Origin of the sequence: Leptolyngbya sp. GB1-A1 (assembly GCF_039962475.1) — a bacterium.
GTDB lineage: Bacteria > Cyanobacteriota > Cyanobacteriia > Elainellales > Elainellaceae > Leptolyngbya_A.
Genome location: NZ_JAMPLI010000002.1, coordinates 56,380 through 78,102, shown reverse-complemented (window position 1 = coordinate 78,102; position 21,723 = coordinate 56,380). Strand labels below are relative to the sequence as shown.

Below are 21,723 nucleotides of genomic sequence, written 5' to 3'. Positions count from 1 at the left end.
TGTATAAAGTAATTGCAAATGAATTTCGTGCAGTGACGCGATAAGAGTTTTGACAAACTGTTGTCGATGCCATCTAGACGGAACAAAAGGCAAAATGGTAGAGATTCTACTGAGTGTTTTAGCTGGCCCTAATAAGATTTCAGGATTGACCCGAAGTTTTTACCTGAATCTCCGTATCCCTGAGTCGATCGAGAGAAATTAGGGCAAAGTTAAAGTCAAAGGGCATAGCGTGTATCCACAGAGATCCTACTGAGATGACTGTTGTACTACAAATTGGGGATCGATCGATCAAGGCTGAGGAACTGCTGCCGCTGATGGCGGGTTATCAGATGATGCCGCAGTTTGTTCAGGAACTCCTGATTGATCAGGCAATTCAAGCGATCGACTGTACAGAAGCAGAAATTGCCGAAGCACGTCAGCAATTCTACAGTCAAAACCAGCTCGAAGAAGCGGAAGCCCGGCAGTCGTGGCTAGCCTACTACGGTATGACTGAAGAGCAGCTCGATGCTCTGGCAAGCCGGGAAATGCGGATTGAGAAATTTAAACAGGCAACCTGGGGAAACAAGCTAGAGTCTTACTTCCTCAGCCGCAAAGACAGGCTCGATAAGGTCATTTACTCTCTAATTCGGGTTCAGGAACAGGACATTGGCGTTGCCCAAGAGCTTTATTTCCGGGTGTTGGAAGGCGAACAGAGCTTTGCTGAACTGGCACGCAGCTACTCAAAGGGTCCAGAAGCGCAGACCGACGGCTTGATCGGTCCGGTAGAGCTGAGCGTTCCCCACCCGACTCTGGCACAGCTTCTGATGCTCAGCCAGCCCGGTCATATTAGCCCTCCTACCCGTGTGGGCGAATGGATCGTCCTGGTTCGTCTGGAAAAATTTATTCCCGCCCAGCTTGACGAATCGATGCGGCGGAGATTGTTAAACGAATGTTTTAATACCTGGCTCAAGGAACAATTGGAACAAGTCGATTCCCTGAGTTTTAATCCTTCTACGGCTGCCCCCCTTGCCACATGACCTATACCAAATCCACTGTTCAAGACTTTGTCGCGGCTGTTCCGCCGTTCGACCAGCTTTCGCCCAGTGCCTTGTCCTACGCGACTGAGCGGTTTCAGCTCTTGCGTTACCGGATGGGGCAGGCGGTGCTGGTGCGCGATCGACTCCCCAATCAGGTCTGTATTGTTTATCAGGGACAGGTGCGGCTACTGGGCTATGATCCCCGGACGCAAAAGCCTGTGACGCTGCAACTGCTTCAGCCGGGAGCTATTTTTGGCTGGGTGGGGCTGGTGCGCGGTGTCCCTTGTGAAACGGTGATCGCCTCGACGGAAACAATCTGCCTCACCCTATCAGCCACCGATTTTCTGGCGTTGCTGGAGCGAGAACCGACCTTAGCCAGTGCGTTTCGCCAGCGTGCGCCGCTGATGGAAGTCTTTGACCTGCTGGGCACAGAGCTACACCGTCAGGCAAATGGCGATGCTGACTTGAAAGAGCTATCGTTTCAGGCAGAAACCGAAGCGGTGGTATGCAACCTGCCCCCCGGACGGACTCCGATCGCCCAGCTTGAACAAAATCGGATCTGGCTCGTAAGCGGCGGCGGCGAAATTGAAAATTTCCCGGTCGGAAGTCGGCTGACGCTAAACGGTCGGCTCAGCGGCGTTGAAGTGACGGGCAGCCGGCCTGCGCGAATTGTGGGCTTTCCAGAGATCCTGACCGAACAAATTGCTGATGCCACCCCGGAGCCGATCGAATCAGCGGCGATCGAGCCAGAGCTTGAAATTCCCTACGCGCCCGATCGTCCCGGAGAAGCTGATCCCAGTCTCACGGCGGATAAAAAATCCTCTGGGCGGCCCAATTATCCCTTTGTGCGCGGCAAGGGTGAGCTGGACGAAGCAATGGCTTGTATGCAGATGCTCTGCAAGCACTTCAATATGCCGTTCCGCAGCGATGTGGTGAAGCGCGTTTTGGTGAGTCAGTCGCAGCGGATGGGCGCCGTCTCCCTGGAGCTGTGTGGCGCGGTTGCCGAAATGATGGGCTTGAATGCTCAGCTTGTGGTAGCTCCAGCCAATGCGATCGGTCGTATCGAGGGTCCGGCTCTGCTGAAGTGGCAGGATGGAATTGTGCTGCTGTATGAAGCGAGCGAACGTGAACTGGTGATTGCTGATCCCCAAAGCGGCATTCGGCGACGCAAACCTGCGGATTTTGCTGAAACCTGGGGACAGCAGGGTGAGATCCTGCTGCTGAAATCGACCAAGCAAACGCCGCAGCAGCGATTTGGATTGAACTGGTTTTTGCCAGCCGTCCAGAAACACAAGCGGGTGCTGATCGAAGTCTTCATTGCCTCTTTCTTTGTGCAGCTCTTTGCCTTGGCGAATCCCCTGATGGTGCAGGTGATCATCGATAAGGTGATTGTGCAGAAAAGCATCGCCACGCTGCATGTTTTGGGGTTTCTGCTGCTGGCACTGGCACTCTTTGAGGCGCTTCTCACCAGTGTACGAACGTATTTGTTTGTGGACACCACGAACCGGATCGATATGTCGCTTGGCTCAGAGATTATCGATCACCTGCTGCGGCTGCCGCTGCGCTACTTTGAACGTCGTCCGGTTGGAGAACTGGCAACACGGATCAATGAGCTGGAAAATATTCGGCAGTTCCTCACCGGGACGGCTCTGACCGTGGTGCTGGATGCGATATTCTCCGTGATCTACATTGTGGTGATGTTTGTTTATAGCTGGCTGCTGACGCTGGTGTCGCTGCTGACGATTCCCCTGTTTATTCTGCTGGCAGTGTTCGCTTCACCCCTGATTCGTAACCAGCTTCGCGTTAAGGCGGAGCGAAACGCTGAAACCCAGTCTTATCTGGTGGAAGTGGTTTCAGGGATTCAGACCGTCAAAGCCCAGAATATGGAGCTACGGGCACGCTGGCAGTGGCAGCAACGCTATGCCCGATATGTCAGTGCAGGCTTTAAAACCGTTCTCACTTCCACGACTGCCGGGTCTGCCAGCAACTTCCTGAACCAGCTTTCGGGTCTGCTGGTGATCTGGGTCGGAGCTTATTTGGTGCTGCAAGGTCAGCTCTCACTCGGTCAGCTCATCGCCTTCCGAATTATTGCCGGATATGTGACGAGTCCGCTGCTGCGTCTGGCGCAACTTTGGCAAAACTTCCAGGAAGTGGGTCTGTCGATCGAACGACTCAGCGACATTGTAGACTCGGCTCCCGAAGCGGATGAAACCGATCGCCAAAATATCCCGATGCCTCCAATTCAGGGTCAGGTTAAGTTTGACGACGTTTCGTTCCGGTTTGGCACGAGTGGACCGTGGCAGCTCACCAACGTCAGTCTGGAGTTTCCTGCAGGCGCGTTTGTCGGGATTGTGGGTCAGAGCGGTTCCGGGAAGAGTACGCTGATGAAGCTGCTGCCCCGACTCTATGATTTGGAAGAAGGGCGAATCATTATCGACGGCTACGACATCAGCAAAGTCGAACTCTACTCGCTGCGACAGCAAATTGGCATCGTGCCTCAAGATACCCTGCTGTTTGAAGGTAGTGTGCAGGAGAATATTGCCCTCACCTGTCCCAATGCTTCGGCGGAAGAAATCATCCGGGCGGCTCAGGCGGCGGCGGCGCACGACTTCATCATGGAACTGCCCAACGGCTACAACACGCGAGTGGGTGAACGCGGAGCTTCCCTTTCGGGTGGACAGCGGCAGCGGATTGCGATCGCCCGCACGGTGCTGCAAAACCCGCGTCTGCTGATTCTGGACGAAGCGACCAGCGCACTGGACTATGACTCGGAGCGGCGCGTTTGCCTGAATTTGGCAGAGGTGTTTAGCGATCGAACCGTATTTTTCATCACGCACCGACTTAGCACAATTCGCAATGCCGATATTATTTTGATGATGGATAAAGGTTCGCCTGTTGAAATTGGTACGCATGATGAACTCATGGCGCTGCGGGGACGCTACTATGCCCTCTATCAGCAGCAGGAAGCTGAAATGTAGTGTGCATCTATCACGGATGGTTTCTCAGATATTCTCTAAGATGGATGCAGAGGGAGCCATTTCCGCTTTGGAATACACCGAGTCTTGCAGTTTTCCTTCACTCAGTCCCCCTTAATCCACGATCCGCAAAGGAGCTTTCTTGCAATGAACGGAAGGAACGGAGCCGGAAAAAACGGCAAATCGAGCAGTCTTGCCCCCCTGAAAGTGCCCGCTCACCAAAACGGCAACGGCAAACAGAGCCGGGCGGAGCTAGCAGAGACCGGAGCTGCTGAAGATAAGCTGATTCGGGCAGAATCCTTCGATCAGCCAATTCTGTTGCAGCAAACTAGTTTGTGGTCGCGCTGTATTCTCTGGGGGATTATGGGCGTGGCTGGCTTTGTGATCGTCTGGGCAGCGGTTGCTCAAATCGAAGAAGCCGTTCCTGCTGCCGGACAGCTCCAGCCTGAACAAAGCGTGCAGCCCATTCAGGCTCCGGTGGGCGGTGTGGTGCAGGAAATCCTGGTGAAAGATGGGCAGAGCGTGAACAAAGGCGATCTGCTGATTCGGTTTGACCCAACGGCTGCGGCAGCCCAGGAAAAATCGCTCGAACAGGTCAAAGCCTCGCTGACTCGCCAGAATCAGTTTTACCGTTCTCAGTTGGCGGGTTCTGTGGCTCCCAGTTTAGCGACCGCTCAGCAGCTTAATCTGTCTCCCGAAGTGCTGTCGCTCACCGAAAACCGCTCAGCTCTGCTGGCTGAAAATCAGCTTTATCGGGCACAGTTCGGCGGCAGCGGTGCAGGTCTTTCGCCAGAGCAGCAGATTCGTCTGCAAGCCAGCCAACAGGAATCTAGCACCAGAGCGGCGGCGGCTCAGTTTGAAGTGGCTCAGCTTCAACAGCAGCTTACCCAGACCGAACAGCAGCTTGCCTCGACCCGGCAAAGTCTAGCAATCGACGAAAAAATTTATAGCGATCTGGCTCCGCTATTGGTTGACGGCGGCATTGCCCGAATTCAGGTGGTGAAGCAAGAGCAGCAGGTGATTCAGTCCCGGTCAGAAGCCAATCGTTTGGCTCAGGAAGCGGCACGGCTGCGCTTTTCGATCGCCCAGGCTCAGCAAAAGCTGCAAAATACTGTTGCCACTACCAACACTGATCTGCTCAGCAAAATTGCTGAAAACGACAAAAGAATTGCGGACATTGATAGCCAAATCAATAAGGCGATTCTAGACAACGAAAACCGCATTTCTGAAATTGACAGCCAGCTCAGCCAGGCGAAACAAACCCTGCGCTATCAGGAACTTCGGGCGCCGATCGATGGCGTTGTCTTTGATCTGCAAGCTAAGGGATCCGGATTTGTCGCGAACAGTACCGAGCCGATTCTGAAAATTGTGCCGAGCAATGCGCTGGTGGCTGAGGTCTTTATCACCAATCAGGACATTGGCTTTGTTGCCGAAGGATTGCCGGTCGATGTGCGCGTAGACTCGTTTCCATTTAGTGAATTTGGCGATATCAAAGGCAAAATCATCAACATTGGCTCGGATGCGCTACCGCCGGATCAAAACCATCAGTTTTATCGTTTTCCGGCAAAGATTCAGCTTGATCAGCAGTATCTTGCAGTGAACGGCAACAAGATTCCGCTCCAATCCGGGATGTCGATCAGCGCGAACATCATTACCCGCAAGCGATCGGTGATGAGCATTTTTACCGATTCCTTCTCGCGGAAAGTGGATAGCGTTAGAACGGTTCGATAACTTCGAGAACGGTTCGATCGCCGTTTGGAACAACAATTCGCGATCGGCTTCTCGATGTGCTATTCTAAAAGAGACCTGGACTCATGCAATTACAACGCCCAAACTTTGTCAGGACCGGAAGGTAGCAGCAATACGGGATGCTTGCAATCGGCGTGAACTCCGGGTCTTTTTGTTGGATGGTTATTTGTTGAATAGTTTTAATTAAGTAATTCCATTGATTTTTATTGGGTAATTTCCCCTCAGGTGGTTGGGTAATTTCCCGCTCAGGAGCAGCGACGGAACCGATCGCATTTTGTAAGCTAGAGAAAAACTAGTCCTTGCAAACAGGAAGCTTCAGCGATGGCAGGTCTTGGTGATTTCGTTCAAAAAGCATTTTATTTAGGTGTGGGAGCTGCCTCCTACGCGGCTGAAAAAGCAGGCGGTAAACTAGCAGGTTTGCGGGTTCAGGCGCAAAAGCTGGCAGACGAGATGGTGGCACGCGGCGAGATTACTGCCGAAGATGCGAAGCGGATAGTCGATGAAATGATGAATCGGGCACAGCAAGAGCAGCCGTCTGTGAATGAGCCGCGATCGACCGAACCGCGCCGGATTGAGATTTTAACCGACGACGAACCTGAGCCTGCCGCGGACGCTGCCGCGGAGACGAAAGCCGCTGGACCGGAATCTAATGTCGATGACTTGCGAGCACAAGTTGCAAAACTTCAAGAAGAACTGCGGCGGCTCAAACGAGAGTAGAGTAGTCACAATAGGCAACTCACTAAACATTACCTTCGCAGTTTATGGATGGCTGGCAACAGGATTGGCTCCGGTCTTTAGACTCGGTGACGAAAGAAGTGGAGCAATTTTTTGAAAACGTTGGGCGTGAATTAGATGATTTCGCAGATGCTGTGATTGAGTTTTCCGAAGAAGTGATGGAAGAAGTGGAGCGATCGATCGTTCCGAAACTCGATCAGTTGGATCATCAAATTGCGGATTGGGTTGAACCCGTGATTCAGATAGTTCTGGGCATGGAAACCACGCTCGATCGTGCCGTTGAACCTGTGACGCACACCGTTGAACCCTGGCTGAATCAACATCCGGTTTGTATTGGCTGTCAGCATTACCACGGGCAAGTTTACGGCGGAAATTTGCTGATTTGTGCCATGCATCCCTTTGGCATAGAAGAGGGCGTTGATCAGTGCGTGGATAAAGAACTCGTTTCCTGGTCGTTTCCTGCCCTGCATTCCCAATCCTCTGACCTGACTGATGATCAGTACTAAGCGACTTGCCGATTTTTCTCTGAATATTCCGGGCGAGCTGCTGCTTATCCGTAGAAGGAATTGGTAGATGCACCCTGATTGTTCCCCTGGTTCATCCAGGGGATTTTTTATTTGTCGCCATCTTATTTGTCGCCATCTGGGTTCGCCTGTAACAGGTTCAACTTTTAACTGTAACCAGTTCAACCGCAACAAATTTTCGCACCGAGTTAATCAACCCGATTCGATCGCATTCACTCAATTCGCTGGTTTGAATCCTTCGTTCTTTCAGCTTGTTTGTTGCCAGCAGTTCTGCGCGATAGGTTCCCGCTAATAAACCCGATTCGATCGGCGGCGTAAAAGCCTGTCCATCTTTTTCTATCACTAAATTTCCAATACAAAATTCTGTAACTTCTCCTCGATCGTTCCACAGCAAGACTTCTTCTGCGGGAAAACAGGCTTGCTTAACCCGTTCATAAATCGATCGCTCTGTGGTTTTGTGATACAGGAAGGGATAATTTGACTCGATTGGAAAAGGGGCAAGCTGAGCTTTGATCGTATGTTGGGCAGTGGCCCAGGGCCGATAGCTTAATTCAAACTTGCCCGATCGCGAAACGGTTAGACGTACTTTATATTCCTGACTCGCTCCTCTGCTCAGCCTGCTTTCTCCATCCTTCATTGAAGAATTGAGAGAACCCATGGAGGACTGCCGGCATTCCGCTAACATTCGATCGGCTTGCTCTAGAAGTGCCTGCTCAAGGGTCACAAGATCGATCGCATTGCCAAAATAATCGGCGGATTGTTGCAAACGCTGAAGGTGACGCTCGAGCAAGAAATATCCGGTTGTGGGTGTCCAGAGAATGGTTTCGAGCAGATCAAAAGCGGGCTGCGATCGGGTGAGAATTTGCGCTTTGGTGTAGCACTCTTGCAGTTCGGCAGTGTCGGCTGAATCCCACACAATGCCACCTCCGGTTCCGTATTCTGCGGTGTGTGTGGTGCGATCAATCAGAATGGTGCGAATTGCGACGTTGAACTGAGCTTTCAGCGATGTCCCTGCTCCGGGTTGAATCCAACCGATCGTTCCGGTATAGAGCCTGCGAGGATCGGTTTCCAGTGCTGTAATAATTTCCATTGTGCGGGCTTTCGGCGCACCCGTAATCGAGGCAGGCGGAAACATTGCCTGAAAAATCTCGGTCATCGACGCAGCTGTATTACACTGCACAGTGCTGGTCATTTGCCACAGCGTCGGATATTGCTCCAGGTCAAACAGTCCGGGAACTGAGACAGAACCAACCTCGGCGATCTGTCCCATGTCGTTTCGCACCATGTCCACGATCATCAGATTTTCTGCCCGATTTTTCTCAGACAGAGTCAGTTCAATCGCCTGCTGACAGTCGCGCTCATGCCATAGCCCGCGGGCGATCGTACCTTTCATCGGACGCGAAACCAGCCGACGATTCTCCAGGGTAAAAAACAGTTCCGGGGATGCCGAGCAGATATACCAGTCGGGAAGCTGCAAAAACGCGCCATAGCCCGCACCCTGCGCCTGAATTAACTGCAAGAAAAGCTGAAACGGATCGCCCTTGAAAGCCGATCGCAGTCGAAATGTATAGTTGACCTGATAGGTATCTCCGGCGTGAATTCTGTGCTTAATTTGCTCAATTGCCGATCGATATTCTCCATCCCCAATTGATGGCTGCCAATCGAGCGGCGACAGAGAAACTGGATTCGCAGGCAGTTCAACAATCTGCGGCGGAGCAAATAGCCCAAACCAGATCAGGGGAAAATTAGCCGGGTGAACGGTCAGTGTTAGATCAAAGGCAGGAGCGGCTTCATAGGCAATCATTCCAGCAGCGTGAAGCGATTCGCGGGTGACCCGCTGTTCAATGTCTTGCAGCATGGGCACGACCTGATCGATCGCCTGGGTCGTGTAAATTGCGATCGGCTGCTGAAACAAAAGCCACTGACGGCGATCCGCATCGTGTAGCAAAATTGAATGATCAGACAGCGAAAAATCAGGCTGGGCAGCAGTCATCGGCTCTTTCCATCGCACAGGCTTTAATTATGGCGAATTTATAGCGAACCGATGGCGGACAAAAGTCGAATTTATAGCGAATTAAAGCGTTGCTGAATCGGGATATGAAGGGTGCAAATTTAGCTTCTGCATCGCCCCCTAAATCCGCCAATGCTGCGGGACTTTGAATTCTGGTTCCCCCCCAAGTTGGGGGACTAGGGGGCGTATCATACGCTTATTCAGCAACGCCCGAATTAATTACAGGTCGATCGTGCATTTTATTCGATCGCTGCTGTGAGTGTATTCGATTCTACAAACAATTCTATTCATAACAGTATTGTCATATATATTTTGAGGGATGAAGAAGCGATCGAGGATTGCCTAAAATCGCCTCAATTCATGAATTAATTCACGAATCAAATCATTAGATTCCAATCACTGATTCAAACTGACGATTTTCAGAACCTTCTAACCCTGATCCTCTGATTCTCTCAATCTGCTCCAAGCCCTATGGTGATTTGCATTGCAGAAGATCGTCAGCGCGAAGAAATTGCAGTCAAGCTGCTGCTGCTCAGTCTGGCAAAACACTGTCCCCATGTGCCAATTGAACTGTTCTTTCCGCCTGCTACGGAAGCGTTTAAAGCCTGGGCTGCTGCCCTGCCGCAGGTTCATCTCAGAACTACGCCGATCGCCACGGCTGCGGGATGGGATATTAAACCCTACGCGCTGCTGAAGCTGCTAACAGAAGGACACCGTGAAGTCTGGTGGATTGATTCCGACATTATCGTGACCCGCGATTTTCGACAAACGATCGCCCCCCTGACCGACGCTGATTTGGTAATTGCGGAAGAGGCGTTATACGGTCACTATCGCGATGAAGGCTATCGGGCGCGGGCGTGGGGATTTGCGCTCGGGCGCAGCTTGCCCTTCAATCTCAATTCGGGTGTGATGCGAGTGACGCAGGCGCATCGATTGTTGTTGCAGCAGTGGCAGCAGTTGCTCGAAACCGAGGTGTATCAGCAGGCACAGCAGCAGCCCTACGGTCAAAAGCCGTTTCATCTGTTTGGCGATCAGGACGTGTTGACTACACTGCTCAGCACTCAAGAGTTTGCCCATATTCCACTGCGGATTCTAAAGCGCGGCACAGCCATTATTCAATACTTTGGGCTTGCCGGATATACGATCGCCGAGCGGCTGCAAAATCTGGTTGACGGAATGCCGCCGTTTATCCACGCGCAGCGCGAAAAACCCTGGCATCGATCGCTTATTCCACCTGGGCTTAAGCCGTTGCGGCCCTATTTAGACTTTGTGCAAATGGATATTTCGCCCTATTGCTTTGCCGCAGCCCCGTATCGATCGCAGCTTGCCGAAGATCTGCCCTGGCTGGACGCGCACTCGCGCCTGGGCAAAATCCTACGTGGATTAGGCTTGGGAAATGCTGCATTCATAGGTTTGCCGATCGCCCTCGGCTACAGTGTAATTCGTGCGATTAAACAAATGCGGGGAATCGACGATCGGTTCGATCCGCAGCAGGCGTATCAGCGAGTGATTCTTGCTCAGACTGATGAACAAACAGCGGGAAAGGCGAGCGTGGAGAAAGTGGAAACAATATATTAACTGCTCTGGAGTTTCAGTCGGGTTTGGATCAGGTTAAACAAATGGTTGAGCTGCACAGGCTTCGTCAAGTATTCATCGGCTCCGGCTGTAAGACAGCGTTCGCGATCGCCCGGCATTGCCAGCGCAGTCAGCGCAAATATCGGAATATTCGCGGTTGCAGCATACCGACGCAGAGCATCGATCGCCTGTAGACCGTTCAGGCGGGGAAGCTGAATATCCATCAAAATCAGGTGGGGCAAATAGGATCGAGCGAGATCGATCGCCTCGATACCGTCTTTTGCCAGCAGGATGTGAAAGCCCTTTGCCTGCAAATAGTTCATCAGGGTCATAACATTATCGGGATGGTCTTCCGCCACCAGAATCACGGGCTGCATTGCACCCTGAGCACTCGTCGCGGCGGCGCAAACAGGTAAGCCCGAAGCCCGCTCAGCCGAAGACGAATGGGATTGCGAGAACCGCCAGGGCAACAAAATGGTGAAGCAGCTTCCTTGTCCCGGTTGGCTATCGACTAAAATTTGACCGCCATGCAGTTCCACAATTTGTTTGACCAGAACTAGCCCCAGACCCGTTCCTTCATAGCGACGAGAGAGGCTGCTATCAATTTGGACAAAAGCCTGGAATAGCTTTTCGAGATCGGCAGGGGCAATGCCAATTCCTGTATCGGTAACGCTGCACTGCAACCACTGTGTGGCTGGACTGCCCTTGGCCTTTAGCGTAATCGAGCCGCCCTCTGGTGTGAACTTGACTGCATTACTGAGCAGATTGATGAGCACTTGACGTATGCGACGTTCGTCTAATTGAATCGATGCAGAAGGATTAGCAAGCTCAAGATTGAGCGAAATGCTTTTTTCGTGTGCCTGATGCCTCACAAAGTCAAGACTGTCTTCGCAGAGTTCCTCGATCGAAACCGGAGCAATTTGAAGTTCAAGCTTGCCTGCCTCGATTTTTGCCAGATCGAGAATGTCGTTAATCAGCTCAAGCAGGTGACTGCCGCTGTTTTGAATTGTGACGAGAAACTGTCGCTGCTTGTCATTAATCGCTCCAAAAACTTCGGTTTGCAGCACTTCAGATAAGCCCATGATCGCGTTGAGCGGGGTTCGCAGTTCATGGCTCATATTCGCGAGAAATTCATCTTTCAGGCGGGTTGCTTGGGCAAGTTCCAGATTGGTTACTGCTAAATGCTCATTAGCGCGTCGGAGCTGTTCTTCAGCCTGCTGTCGCTGGTATTGCAGTGCCTTCTTCTCGGTAATATCTTCTGACATGCCGAGACTGTAAAGTGGATGACCTTGAGAATCACGCATCAGTGCGACCGTTACATTGCACCAGATGACTTCGCCCTGTTTACGAATAAAGCGTTTTTCCATTTGAAAACTGGTCTGTTCGCCGTTCATCAAGGTATCAACCCGCTGGAGATCCGGTTCAAGATCTTCGGGGTGAGTAATATCCCTCAGGGTAAGACTGGACATTTCCGCATCGTCATAGCCTAGAAGCTGTCGGTGCGCGGGATTGTAGCGCACCAGTTTGTACTGATCCTGCACATCGAAGATTATGATTCCCATCGGGGCATTTTCAAAAATGCTGCGAAGCTGCTCCTCGCTCTGCCGAAGGGTCAATTGGGAGCGTTCCAGGGCGTGAGTGCGTTCCTGAACCCGCCGTTCTAGCTCTTGATTAAGCTGCTGGAGGTCGGTCTGCATCTGCTCAAGGGCTGCTTCGCGCTGTTTGGCTTTAGTAATGTTGACGCCAATTCCTAATGCGGCATAGGTGTTGCGATCGGCAAGGAAAAGGGGGCGCTTTTGCCATTGATACCATTGCTGCTGCCCATTGATCGCGATCTCCTCTTCGGCGATAAATAGGGGCTGTCGGTTTTGAATGACTGCGGCATTCTGGGCCATAAATTCTTGCACGAGGTGCGGATCTTCGACCAGATCTGCAATTTTTTTGCCGATTAAATCTTCGACTGTAGTGCTGTAGTAATCTGCTAAGGCTTGATTCGCAAGCACATAGCGTCCTTCCAGGTCTTTCACAAAGATCAGGCTGGGATCGGTATCAATGACGGTACGAAGAAAATCTTGCTGCTGCTGAAGCTGTGCTTTGGCACGAACGCGATCGGTAATATCCTGCAAAATTCCGACCAGACGAACAGATTGAGCATCGTAGTACCAGCATCCTTTTTCACAGAGCCATTGAACTCGGTTGTCGAGGTGCTGCACCTGATATTCAATGCTGTAGCTCGATCGATCGGTGAGTGCAGTATTAATCGCGCGATTCACCTGTTCTTGATCGTCTGGGTGGAGTCGATCGCGCCATTGGCAATAAGAGACAGGGGAAATTACGGGAGAGATTTCGGCAGAGAGTCCAAGCAGGCGAGCAACTTGAGGATTCCACAAGACCTGATCGCGATCGAGATGCCATTCCCAGCAGCCAATTTCTGCCAGTTCAATCGCAGCCGCACAGGTATCAGACAGAAGGCTTTCGGGTCGGAAGGGTGCTTGATCAGTGAGACGATAGGAAGCTGGTTCTCTGAGCAGGCGATCGTTGGGAGAAGACATTGCATTTACGTTAGCAGGCAACTTGCGGTACTGCGAGGGCTAGGATAGCGAAAATCATCAGTTCTTGCGGTGCCTAATTTCCCTGTGAAAAATTAAAAAGTGACTCAAAAAATCATTAGCCAAGGCAAGACGACCGGGCAAGAACTGAGATCGATCAGGAAACGTTTCTCATCAATTTCGCAAAAACTCATTGCGGGCGATCGATTAAGGCAACATATCAGGCAACCTACTAAGGCAACATGTCCAAGATGCCCATCCGCCCAGGCAGAATTTCGAGCAATGCTCAGGGAGAATCATTCTGAGCGAGAACTTCCTGAAGCTTCGTGCGAAACTCACCCTTAGGATGCGCCCCTTTCACTTCTCCGATGATTTTGAAATCTGCTTCGGGCGACGCACAAATCAGGTAGGTGGGCCAGCCCATTTCTGCTTTATCAGGATATTGCGCCAGGAGAATTTTGCGATATTTGCGGTAGGTGGCAGTATCCTGCATCTTGACATCTACAAAGTCTAAACCCAGTTCTGAGACGACTTTCTGGTCATAAAATGCCATTTTGTGGCACAGTCCACAATCTTCTGAAGAAAATTTGATAACGGCTACACTCATAGATTTTCTCTGGTTCTCAAAAACGATCGAATTCGCTTGGGATAACGACTGTGCAATGACTCCTTCGATTCTATTGAATCAACCGGGGTCTGAAAACCAGTTTACAGGGGAGAGACTGCAAAGGCTTGGGGTGGGGAAGCTTGGGATAGGAAAGAGGGTTTGAGGAATCGCTTGCCAGAGCAGCAATGACTTTTCCCCGTTCAGTGATGTTGCCGATCGAACAAGGAAAACAAGAATGAGTCAGCCCCACGTGAGCGTTGTCATTCCTACCTACAACTGCGATCGATTCTTGCCCAAAGCGATTGAGAGCGTGCTGCGGCAAACCATGACTCAGCATGAAGCGATTGTGATTGATGATGGTTCAACGGATAACACAGCCGCTGTTTTGCAGCATTATCAGGACAGGTATGCTGTTTCGGCAAGATTGGCTGCTGCAATCAGGCGGATTCGCTCGGCGATTGTCGATGTCTGAAGAGACGAAACTGGTGCTCTGGCTGGCGCGATCGCGCTGTGAGGCAGAGTGGTTGTGGCAGGTGACGGTTAGCTATCGGCAGCGCGAAGACAACGCCACCCATAAAGAACTGCTCCAGGCAGAATCTCTGTCTGCCATTCTGGCTGAATTTTTTTCCCAGGGTGAGCTGCCAGAATCAATTCGGCTGCTAGAGAACTCGGTGTGCTACAACATGCTGGTCTGGCTTGCCTAGTATCTCTACCACACCGGACATTTGGCAGAGGCAGTGCGCTTTCTTAAGCAGGCTTATTTCTATTCCGCCTATTCTCCAATAGAGGCGATCGTTCACTAGGCAAATTGCTTCGCCGAGTTTTCTAAAAGCTGGCACAGCAAGTTTGACGTGCAGCAACTCCGGCGATCGAGCGAGTGGCGGCAATTAATCCAGTAGATTGTAGGAAGAAGTTCGGGGTGCTTAAAGGAAGCACTTGACCTGATGCCAGTTTTGCTGCTCATCCTGGCAGTAGTAGCAGCCTTCCCACCAGATGCACTGACGATAAGATTGCTCGACTTCTCTGCTTTTCCTGGGCTGCTCATCGCTCAACAGCGCAACAATTTCCTGCTTGCGATCGATCGTTTTGGCAGCAGCAGCATCGAGCGTTTTTTGCAGAGAGTGCTCAGTCAGGTTTGATGGGATCACAGTAAACCTCACAAGAAATGGCAGTAAACAAATATCAACAGCAGAGGAAGATTGAAGAATCTTAATCCCTTTATGTTCTGTTGTAACTCGCGAACCAAGGGCAAAAATAGACTCTTTAGTATTATTTAATTTCTATGATTGATATGACTAAAGCTCTATTGATGCGGTTCCAGGCTCTCGCGAATTTTAGACCCAGCCTTATATAAAGCTTGAACAGATAAAGCTTGAGCAGATAAAACTTGAACAGTAACCGCAGCCCGATCGGGTTCTGATTAAATCAGCGGCGGAGCAATCGTCCAGCCTGTTTCGCGCACAATTTTGCTTTCGGAGGGCGCAACCTGATTCCAGCGGTAGCCCATGTAGTGAGCGATCGCCATGACGTAAGGCTCCCAGCGACGGCGCATTTTAATATATTCCTGAACCCCTGCTTCGACATCGGGCACGGTTTCAATGTCTTCCTGGCGTAGCCGCTCGATCGCCTGAAGATATCGCTGTCGCAAAATAAAGTCATCCTCTCCAGCCATTTTGAAGCTGCGCTGGGGCAGAAACGTATAAGACAGTTCCATCAGCAAATGCTGTCCGCCGTTTGCCAGTCCTGCAACAACCGTGGAACGAATAAAGGCACGATAGCGATCGGGATGAAGAGCCGTATTAATCAGCGTCACCGTATCCATTGCCAGCCAGACAATTCGCGCGAGGGAATACAGGTCATTCTCAAAGCGAAAATAGTGAACGACAGGATAAGCATGGTGTGATTCCAGCAGGGTCAACAAGCTTTCGGCAATTTTCGCCACATCGTCGCGGGCATCGTTAAAGTCTCCGGCTGCGCCCATGCGGGCAACCAGTTCGGCGGCATTGGCTTTTCCCATTGTGCGGTGGTGCAGCATCAGCGCAAGGATATTTCGCTGACTCAACGCGCTGTAAATCGCCATCAGGTAGGTAATAGTGAGCGTAAAAATGGCAAATCCCAGCCCTGCTTCGATCACGGTTACGATCCGAACCCAGTCCGATCGCGGCACCAAATCGCCCACTCCTAGCGTCGTAAAGACATAGCCGCTGTAATACAGCGCCGTGCTAAAGCTAATCGGCGTCAGACCTTCGCTCGCCTGAATTTCCATCCCCAATTCTGTCCAGTACACGCAGGCAAAGCCTACAATCAAAAGCACAGTCCAGGCAGAAACCACCAAAATCAGCAGGGTTGGACCACAAAACGATAAAATTGCTGCACCGAATCGCTCCGATCGCTGAATCGCTGCTCCAAGCCTGGCAATTCGCTGAAATAGCCGCCAGGTTCCTTTGCTGATCGCCGTACTCAGCCATCCCTTACCGCTGCGGGGATAGAGCACGATCAAATAAATATCAATCAGCGAGATTAGAATCAGGACAACTCCAACCAATTGGATTAGCCTATCGAACAAGGGGTGCATAGTTACGGTGCGATACGATAACGGTGTGACGGCGCAAAATCAGCATTCACAGCCTAGACTGCCGGACTCAACTGCAAACCCTGCCGCAGGACTTAAATCATGAGTGCCCCTGTCTCTAACTCCTTTCGTTCTCCCGTCCCCATTGCCCCTCTCGATCAATACAATCAGCGTCTCGTTGAGCGGTTGCATCCACCGGACTGGATCAATCCTGAACCTGCCCGACGCTATGACCTGGTTGTAGTTGGCGGAGGCGCAGCCGGACTGGTGACGGCAGGGGGAGCGGCTTTGCTGGGTGCAAAAGTGGCTCTTGTTGAAAAGCATTTGCTGGGCGGAGACTGCACTAATGTGGGCTGTGTGCCTTCTAAAACGCTAATTCGATCGGCAAGAGTGGCAGAAACTGCGCGATCGGCAGCAGACTATGGCATCGAAACCGGAGCGGTAAAGGTTAATTTTGCGGCAGTGATGGAGCGGCTACGGCGCATTCGATCGGACATTAGCGTGCATGATTCTGCCCGTCGCTTTCAGGATGAGTTTGGCGTGGATGTGTTTTTTGGGATGGCAAGCTTTGCCGACTCAGACCGTATCACCGTTGCCGGAAAAACACTGTGCTTCAAAAAAGCTGTCTTGGCCACCGGAAGCTACCCCTCAATTCCCTTGATTCCCGGACTGGATGCCGCAGGTTATCTCACCAACGAAACCGTCTTTTCAATCACCGATCGCCCTGCAAACCTGGCAATTATCGGCGGCGGCTATATCGGCTGCGAAATGGCACAGACCTTCCAGCGGCTAGGTTTACAGGTGGCGCTGTTTGTGCGGGGCGATCGCCTTCTGAGTCAGGAAGATCCCGATGCGTCTGAGATTATTCGGCAGCAGCTTGAACAGGCGGGAATTCAAATTCTGCTTAACAGTAAGATCTTGGGTGTGAATGGTTCGGACACAGGTAAGACGATCGAATACGAACAAAATCAGCAAGCCCAGAAGATAACCATTGATGAAATTCTGGTGGCAACCGGGCGATCGGTCAACGTAGACGGCATGAACCTCGATCGCGTTAATGTGGAGTACAGCGATAAAGGCATTGTGGTGAATGATTATCTACAAACCACCAATCCCAGAATTTATGCGGTCGGTGATAGCTGCCTGAAATGGAAATTTACCCATGCCGCAAACGCAGCCGCACGAGTTTTATTACAGAATGCGCTGTTCGCAGTTGGCGGCATTGGACGCAAAAATATTAACTCTTTGGTGATGCCCTACACCGTTTACACTGAACCCGAAGTCGCCCACGTGGGAATGCATCTTGCAGAAATTCAGGCACAAAATATTCCCGTTGAAACCCTGTGCCAGCCTCTTACCAAAGTCGATCGCGCCGTGGTTGACAGTGAAACGATCGGCTTTGCCAAAGTCCATCTCAAGCGCGGAACCGATCGCATCTTGGGCGCAACGATTGTCAGTCCTCAGGCAGGTGAACTGATTACGCTCTTCACTCAGGCAATGACGAATGGATTGGGACTGAAAGCGATCGCCAAAACGATTTATCCCTACCCGACGCAGGCAGAACTCATTCGCAATCTGGCAGATGAGTACAGTATCCGGCAGCTTCAGTCGCTCAAGCCGATTACGTCTCGCTGGCTTGCCTGGACGCACGGCGGCTAGTGCAAATTAACGCTCCAAATCCTCGATCATCTTCGGCACACCTGCCGTCAAATTCTCATATCCTTCCGGTGTCACCAGCACATCATCTTCAATGCGAATGCCAATGCCGTGCCAGCGGGGATCAACGGCAGGCTGTCCTTCCGCAGGTTGAATGTGAGGTGAGATATAAATTCCAGGTTCCACAGTAAGCACCTGTCCCGGCTCTAGACTATGGGGTGTTTCGCCGTGCTGATAAACGCCCACATCATGCACATCCAGCCCCAGCCAGTGCCCGGTGCGGTGCATATAAAACGGCTTGTATTTCTCTTCTTGGATGATCTCCTCAATGTTGCCCTGAAGCAGTCCCAGATCAATTAATCCCTCTACGATCACTCGCACTGCAACATCGTGGGTTTGCTTGTAAGGATTGCCGGGATACACCTGGGCGATCGATTGACGCTGAGCCTCCAGCACAATTTCGTAAATTGCTTTTTGCTCCTCAGTGAATTTGCCGTTTACCGGAAAGGTGCGCGTGATATCGGAGTTGTAGTAGCCGTAGGCGCAGCCTGCATCAATTAACAGCAAGTCATCGTCCTGCATCTGGCGCGTGTTTTCGGTGTAGTGCAGAATGCAGGCATTTTCCCCTGATGCCACGATCGATGGATAAGCCGGACCGATCGCCCCCTGCAAACGAAAGGTATGCTCAATTTCCGCCTGCACCTGATATTCATAGTGACCCGGACGCGCAAAATCCATCGCTCGCTGGTGAGCCTCGATCGCAATTTCTGCCGCTTTTCGCATCAGATCCAGTTCGGCTGCGCTTTTAATTTGCCGCATCGGGTGGAGGAGGGCGATCGGATTTTCGAGTGCAACGGGACCGTAGCCCTTGCGGGGGTAGGTTCTCAAAAGCTGCTGCCAGTGCTTCAGAATCGTTTCGTTAAATGCTTTGTCGCGGCCAATCGAGTAAAAGATGCGATCGGCTGGCTCGAGATACTGGGGCAGTTTTTCTTCAAGTTCATCGATCGGATACACGATATCTGCGCCGAACTGTTCTTTGGCAGCTTCCACTCCGACTCGATAGCCCGACCAGGTTTCTTTCTCCAGATCCTTCGGGCGCACAAACAGAATAAATCGATGCTCTTCATGGTGCGGCGCAAGTACGGCAACGGCTCCCGGCTCATCGAATCCGGTCAGGTAATAAAAGTCGCTGTCCTGCCGAAAGTTGTACTCTACGTCATTGTGCATTGTTGCCAGCGGCGCACTGCGAAACACTGCCGTTCCTTTTCCCAGCTTTGCCATTAGGGTTGCGCGACGCTGAGCATATTCCGTTGCCGTAATCATGGGATTTGAGGATAGGGATTACATCAAGATTGCTAGTGTTCTCTACTTTAGCGAGTTCAGCTTTCAGATTCCAATCATCATGGACGATCGCCGCAAGATAGATTTATATTGATGGATAAAGCATTTGCAATTGATTTCTGCTTAAGCATTTTAAGCTTGTGCAGTGCGTAAGCCGGGTCAAACGACTTTTTATGAAACCCACCCAACCCTATCAGCCCTTCCTGCTCCGCATCCTCCACGGACTCATCGGAATTTTTGTGATTGGGGCGATCGTCACTGCCTACTGGACTTACGACACTTATGACAAACGCTGGGGCGGAATTGGACTGCCTCACTTTCCCGAAATCGAAGGTATTCATGGCACGTTTGGACTATACGCGCTGCTGCTGTTCCCGGTGTTTGCCATCTACGCACTGCGACGCGGACAAAAACGCCTGCTTCAGCCTGATTCCCTCACAAAACTGAGTCAATTTAATACGCCGATTGGGTGGTATACGCTGCATCGCGGTGCGAATACCCTGTCGCTGCTGGCTCTCACGTTTGCGCTGTTTTCCGGCAAGATGATGGACTCAGGCTGGCTACCTCGCGGCGAACTGAATCATCCTTGGTACTCCGTTCACCTCATTTCCTGGGTGGTGATGGTGCTGACGCTGGCAATTCATCTGCTGATGAGCGCGAAAGTAGGCGGTTTGCCTTTACTGCTCTCAATTTGGCAGTGGAAATTTCGCCCTGAAGAAAGCCCAAAACAGTGGCGATCGCACATTCAGAAATGGTGGTTTCAGATCCGGTCAGGTGATACCAGCAGTTTGCTTTGGGTCAGGCGATCGATGCTCTATCGAGGGCTGGAGGCAGCCATAATAATTAGCCTGATTTTTGCCTGGATTATTCCGCTGCTAAAGGGTTAGTAGCTGTTTTAAAGCTCGAAGAGGCTAGACAGAGATTCGTGGATCGATCGCTTGTCAAACTCATCAACTACAGGGGTTACGGCGATCAATTACCATTCTGATAGGAATAAATTCTTATCCTATCAACCGACTTGTCCTGAGAGTACGCTATCCTAGCTATTTAAGAGATTGATTGCCCATTGGAGTCTATGTTTCTGAACGTTCACGATCCTCTTGAAAATCAAAGCTGAGCTATCTTGATTTCACTCCTAACTCCTGAATTGCTCCAGACCCATTTGTTTCCAGCGCAGCAGTATCGATTTAGTAACGGGCTAACGCTAATTCATCAGCAAACGCCAGCCGCCCCAGTAGTTACCGTTGATGTGTGGGTGAAGGCGGGGGCAATCTTGGAGCCGGAACCCTGGTCGGGGATGGCACACTTTCTAGAACACATGATTTTCAAGGGAACCCATCAGCTTCCACCCGGCTTGTTTGATCAGATTATTGAAAGTCGCGGCGGCATGACCAATGCAGCAACGAGCCACGACTACGCCCATTTTTTCATTAACACAGCAGCGATTCACCTGCCCGAAACCCTGCCTCATCTGGCAGATTTGCTGCTGAATGCTCAGATTCCAGACGAGGAGTTTGATCTGGAGCGCGATGTCGTTTTAGAAGAAATTCGGCAATCGCTCGACGACCCAGACTATCTCGGCTATCAGTCGCTTGTCGAAAACATCTATCAGCGGCATCCCTACGGGCGTCCAATTCTGGGCGATGCTCAGCTTTTGCTCGCTCGCTCGCCCGACGAAATGCGCCATTTCCACCGCACTCACTATCAGCCGGAAAATATGACAGTGGTGATTGTCGGCGATGTGGCATGGGAACCGACGCTGGAAATAGTCAGCCGTTCCTTTGCTCAGTTTGCGCCGCGATCGAACTGTCCTTTGCCCGAGGTCGAAGCCGAACCGCCAATTACTGAGATTCGCCGACAGGAGCTTCATCTGCCTCGATTAGAGCAGGCGCGGCTGATGATGGCTTGGATAGGACCGGGCGTGGACCATTTGCGGAGTGCCTACGGGCTGGATCTGCTTTCGGTGCTGCTGGCAGGCGGGCGAACCTCGCGACTGGTGCGCGAACTGCGGGAAGAACGCTACCTGGTGCAGGACATTATGAGCAGCTTCTCGCTTCAGCAGGATTCGAGCCTGTTTACGATCACTGCCTGGTTAGAGCCGGAGCATCTGGGGCAGGTCGAGGCAATTATTGGCGATCGCTTAGCAGAGTTGGCTGAGGTTCCCCCGTCGCCCAGCGAATTAAACCGCTATCAGCGATTGCTCTGCAACGACTACGCCTTTTCAACCGAAACGGCAGGACAACTTGCCGGACTCTACGGTTACTACAGCACGATCGCCGAACCGCAAATCGCGACGGCATATCCGCAGGTGATTCAATCCTTCCAACCGGAGGAACTGCGAAACATTGCCCGTCAATACCTGTCGCCGCTACGCTATGCTGTAACGGTGCTGAAGCCCTGCTAAAGTCAGGAA

At 51.5% G+C, this 21,723-nt stretch carries 17 protein-coding genes and 1 other RNA gene; 12 read left to right on the top strand and 6 right to left on the bottom strand.

Features of this window, described 5'->3' with window-relative positions; all coding sequences use genetic code 11:
• Positions 1-254 precede the first annotated feature (254 nt).
• The 6 genes from NDI45_RS02345 (at position 255) to NDI45_RS02320 (ending at position 6,981) form a co-directional block, all read left to right on the top strand.
• The gene (locus tag NDI45_RS02345; protein ID WP_190792070.1) at positions 255-1,016 is read left to right on the top strand and encodes a peptidylprolyl isomerase; all 762 of its coding nucleotides are present in this window, start codon (positions 255-257) and stop codon (positions 1,014-1,016) included.
• A complete protein-coding gene (locus tag NDI45_RS02340; protein WP_190792069.1) occupies positions 1,013-3,994 on the top strand; it encodes a peptidase domain-containing ABC transporter in 2,982 nt (993 codons plus the stop codon). The genes NDI45_RS02345 and NDI45_RS02340 overlap by 4 nt, the downstream gene beginning before the upstream one ends.
• Positions 3,995-4,138: 144 nt before the next feature.
• Positions 4,139-5,722, top strand: a complete 1,584-nt coding sequence (locus NDI45_RS02335; protein ID WP_190789888.1) for an HlyD family type I secretion periplasmic adaptor subunit — start codon at positions 4,139-4,141, stop codon at positions 5,720-5,722.
• A gap of 72 nt (positions 5,723-5,794) precedes the next feature.
• Positions 5,795-5,891, top strand: an RNA gene (ffs, locus tag NDI45_RS02330) — signal recognition particle sRNA small type.
• A gap of 170 nt (positions 5,892-6,061) precedes the next feature.
• On the top strand, positions 6,062-6,457 hold the full coding sequence (locus NDI45_RS02325; RefSeq protein WP_190789887.1) for a hypothetical protein: 396 nt from the start codon (positions 6,062-6,064) through the stop codon (positions 6,455-6,457).
• 44 nt (positions 6,458-6,501) lie between these two features.
• On the top strand, positions 6,502-6,981 hold the full coding sequence (locus NDI45_RS02320; protein ID WP_348246058.1) for a hypothetical protein: 480 nt from the start codon (positions 6,502-6,504) through the stop codon (positions 6,979-6,981).
• 157 nt (positions 6,982-7,138) lie between these two features.
• Here the strand turns inward: NDI45_RS02320 and pabB are convergent, their stop codons facing one another.
• Positions 7,139-8,992 (bottom strand): aminodeoxychorismate synthase component I, encoded by a 1,854-nt coding sequence (gene pabB / locus NDI45_RS02315; protein WP_348246056.1) that lies wholly within the window; start codon positions 8,990-8,992, stop codon positions 7,139-7,141.
• Between the two features lie 489 nt (positions 8,993-9,481).
• Here pabB and NDI45_RS02310 point away from each other — a divergent pair, with 489 nt between their 5' ends.
• Positions 9,482-10,588, top strand: coding sequence for a nucleotide-diphospho-sugar transferase (locus NDI45_RS02310; RefSeq protein ID WP_348246054.1), 1,107 nt, complete (start codon positions 9,482-9,484; stop codon positions 10,586-10,588).
• Here the strand turns inward: NDI45_RS02310 and NDI45_RS02305 are convergent.
• Both NDI45_RS02305 and NDI45_RS02300 read right to left on the bottom strand, forming a co-directional pair.
• Positions 10,585-13,137 carry a PAS domain S-box protein gene (locus NDI45_RS02305; RefSeq protein WP_348246052.1) on the bottom strand — a complete coding sequence of 851 codons (2,553 nt, stop codon included), beginning with the start codon at positions 13,135-13,137 and terminating at the stop codon, positions 10,585-10,587. The two genes, NDI45_RS02310 and NDI45_RS02305, sit on opposite strands and share 4 nt — an antisense overlap.
• Before the next feature lie 283 nt (positions 13,138-13,420).
• Positions 13,421-13,741, bottom strand: coding sequence for a thioredoxin family protein (locus NDI45_RS02300; RefSeq protein ID WP_190793066.1), 321 nt, complete (start codon positions 13,739-13,741; stop codon positions 13,421-13,423).
• A gap of 235 nt (positions 13,742-13,976) precedes the next feature.
• Between NDI45_RS02300 and NDI45_RS02295 the strand changes: the two genes are divergently transcribed.
• Positions 13,977-14,213 (top strand): glycosyltransferase, encoded by a 237-nt coding sequence (locus NDI45_RS02295; RefSeq protein WP_199296681.1) that lies wholly within the window; start codon positions 13,977-13,979, stop codon positions 14,211-14,213.
• Positions 14,206-14,445, top strand: a complete 240-nt coding sequence (locus tag NDI45_RS02290) for a hypothetical protein (protein WP_199296680.1) — start codon at positions 14,206-14,208, stop codon at positions 14,443-14,445. Before NDI45_RS02295 ends, NDI45_RS02290 begins: the two co-directional genes overlap by 8 nt.
• A gap of 219 nt (positions 14,446-14,664) precedes the next feature.
• On the opposite strand, the gene NDI45_RS02285 is transcribed toward NDI45_RS02290, so the two are convergent.
• On the bottom strand, positions 14,665-14,889 hold the full coding sequence (locus tag NDI45_RS02285; RefSeq protein ID WP_190793065.1) for a hypothetical protein: 225 nt from the start codon (positions 14,887-14,889) through the stop codon (positions 14,665-14,667).
• A gap of 272 nt (positions 14,890-15,161) precedes the next feature.
• The gene (locus tag NDI45_RS02280; protein WP_348246049.1) at positions 15,162-16,286 is read right to left on the bottom strand and encodes a potassium channel family protein; all 1,125 of its coding nucleotides are present in this window, start codon (positions 16,284-16,286) and stop codon (positions 15,162-15,164) included.
• A 129-nt stretch (positions 16,287-16,415) separates the two neighbouring features.
• On the opposite strand from NDI45_RS02280, the gene NDI45_RS02275 reads away from it, so the two are divergent.
• Positions 16,416-17,972: a mercuric reductase gene (locus NDI45_RS02275; RefSeq protein WP_348246047.1), complete on the top strand. Its 1,557-nt coding sequence runs from the start codon at positions 16,416-16,418 to the stop codon at positions 17,970-17,972.
• A 6-nt stretch (positions 17,973-17,978) separates the two neighbouring features.
• On the opposite strand, the gene NDI45_RS02270 is transcribed toward NDI45_RS02275, so the two are convergent.
• Positions 17,979-19,292, bottom strand: a complete 1,314-nt coding sequence (locus NDI45_RS02270) for an aminopeptidase P N-terminal domain-containing protein (RefSeq protein ID WP_190793062.1) — start codon at positions 19,290-19,292, stop codon at positions 17,979-17,981.
• A gap of 191 nt (positions 19,293-19,483) precedes the next feature.
• Between NDI45_RS02270 and NDI45_RS02265 the strand changes: the two genes are divergently transcribed.
• Both NDI45_RS02265 and NDI45_RS02260 read left to right on the top strand, forming a co-directional pair.
• A complete protein-coding gene (locus NDI45_RS02265) occupies positions 19,484-20,197 on the top strand; it encodes a cytochrome b/b6 domain-containing protein (protein ID WP_190793061.1) in 714 nt (237 codons plus the stop codon).
• Positions 20,198-20,433: 236 nt separating this feature from the next.
• Entirely contained in the window at positions 20,434-21,714 is a 1,281-nt protein-coding gene (locus NDI45_RS02260; protein ID WP_242067446.1) for a pitrilysin family protein, read from the top strand.
• Positions 21,715-21,723 lie beyond the last annotated feature (9 nt).

Excerpts from the sequence above, each read along its gene's own strand:
- NDI45_RS02345 (WP_190792070.1), top strand. The coding sequence starts at position 255 with ATGACTGTTGTACTACAAATTGGGGATCGATCGATCAAGGCTGAGGAA.
- NDI45_RS02340 (WP_190792069.1), top strand. The coding sequence starts at position 1,013 with ATGACCTATACCAAATCCACTGTTCAAGACTTTGTCGCGGCTGTTCCG.
- NDI45_RS02335 (WP_190789888.1), top strand. The coding sequence starts at position 4,139 with ATGAACGGAAGGAACGGAGCCGGAAAAAACGGCAAATCGAGCAGTCTT.
- NDI45_RS02325 (WP_190789887.1), top strand. The coding sequence starts at position 6,062 with ATGGCAGGTCTTGGTGATTTCGTTCAAAAAGCATTTTATTTAGGTGTG.
- NDI45_RS02320 (WP_348246058.1), top strand. The coding sequence starts at position 6,502 with ATGGATGGCTGGCAACAGGATTGGCTCCGGTCTTTAGACTCGGTGACG.
- pabB (WP_348246056.1), bottom strand. The coding sequence starts at position 8,992 with ATGACTGCTGCCCAGCCTGATTTTTCGCTGTCTGATCATTCAATTTTG.
- NDI45_RS02310 (WP_348246054.1), top strand. The coding sequence starts at position 9,482 with ATGGTGATTTGCATTGCAGAAGATCGTCAGCGCGAAGAAATTGCAGTC.
- NDI45_RS02305 (WP_348246052.1), bottom strand. The coding sequence starts at position 13,137 with ATGTCTTCTCCCAACGATCGCCTGCTCAGAGAACCAGCTTCCTATCGT.
- NDI45_RS02300 (WP_190793066.1), bottom strand. The coding sequence starts at position 13,741 with ATGAGTGTAGCCGTTATCAAATTTTCTTCAGAAGATTGTGGACTGTGC.
- NDI45_RS02295 (WP_199296681.1), top strand. The coding sequence starts at position 13,977 with ATGAGTCAGCCCCACGTGAGCGTTGTCATTCCTACCTACAACTGCGAT.
- NDI45_RS02290 (WP_199296680.1), top strand. The coding sequence starts at position 14,206 with ATGTCTGAAGAGACGAAACTGGTGCTCTGGCTGGCGCGATCGCGCTGT.
- NDI45_RS02275 (WP_348246047.1), top strand. The coding sequence starts at position 16,416 with ATGAGTGCCCCTGTCTCTAACTCCTTTCGTTCTCCCGTCCCCATTGCC.
- NDI45_RS02270 (WP_190793062.1), bottom strand. The coding sequence starts at position 19,292 with ATGATTACGGCAACGGAATATGCTCAGCGTCGCGCAACCCTAATGGCA.
- NDI45_RS02265 (WP_190793061.1), top strand. The coding sequence starts at position 19,484 with ATGAAACCCACCCAACCCTATCAGCCCTTCCTGCTCCGCATCCTCCAC.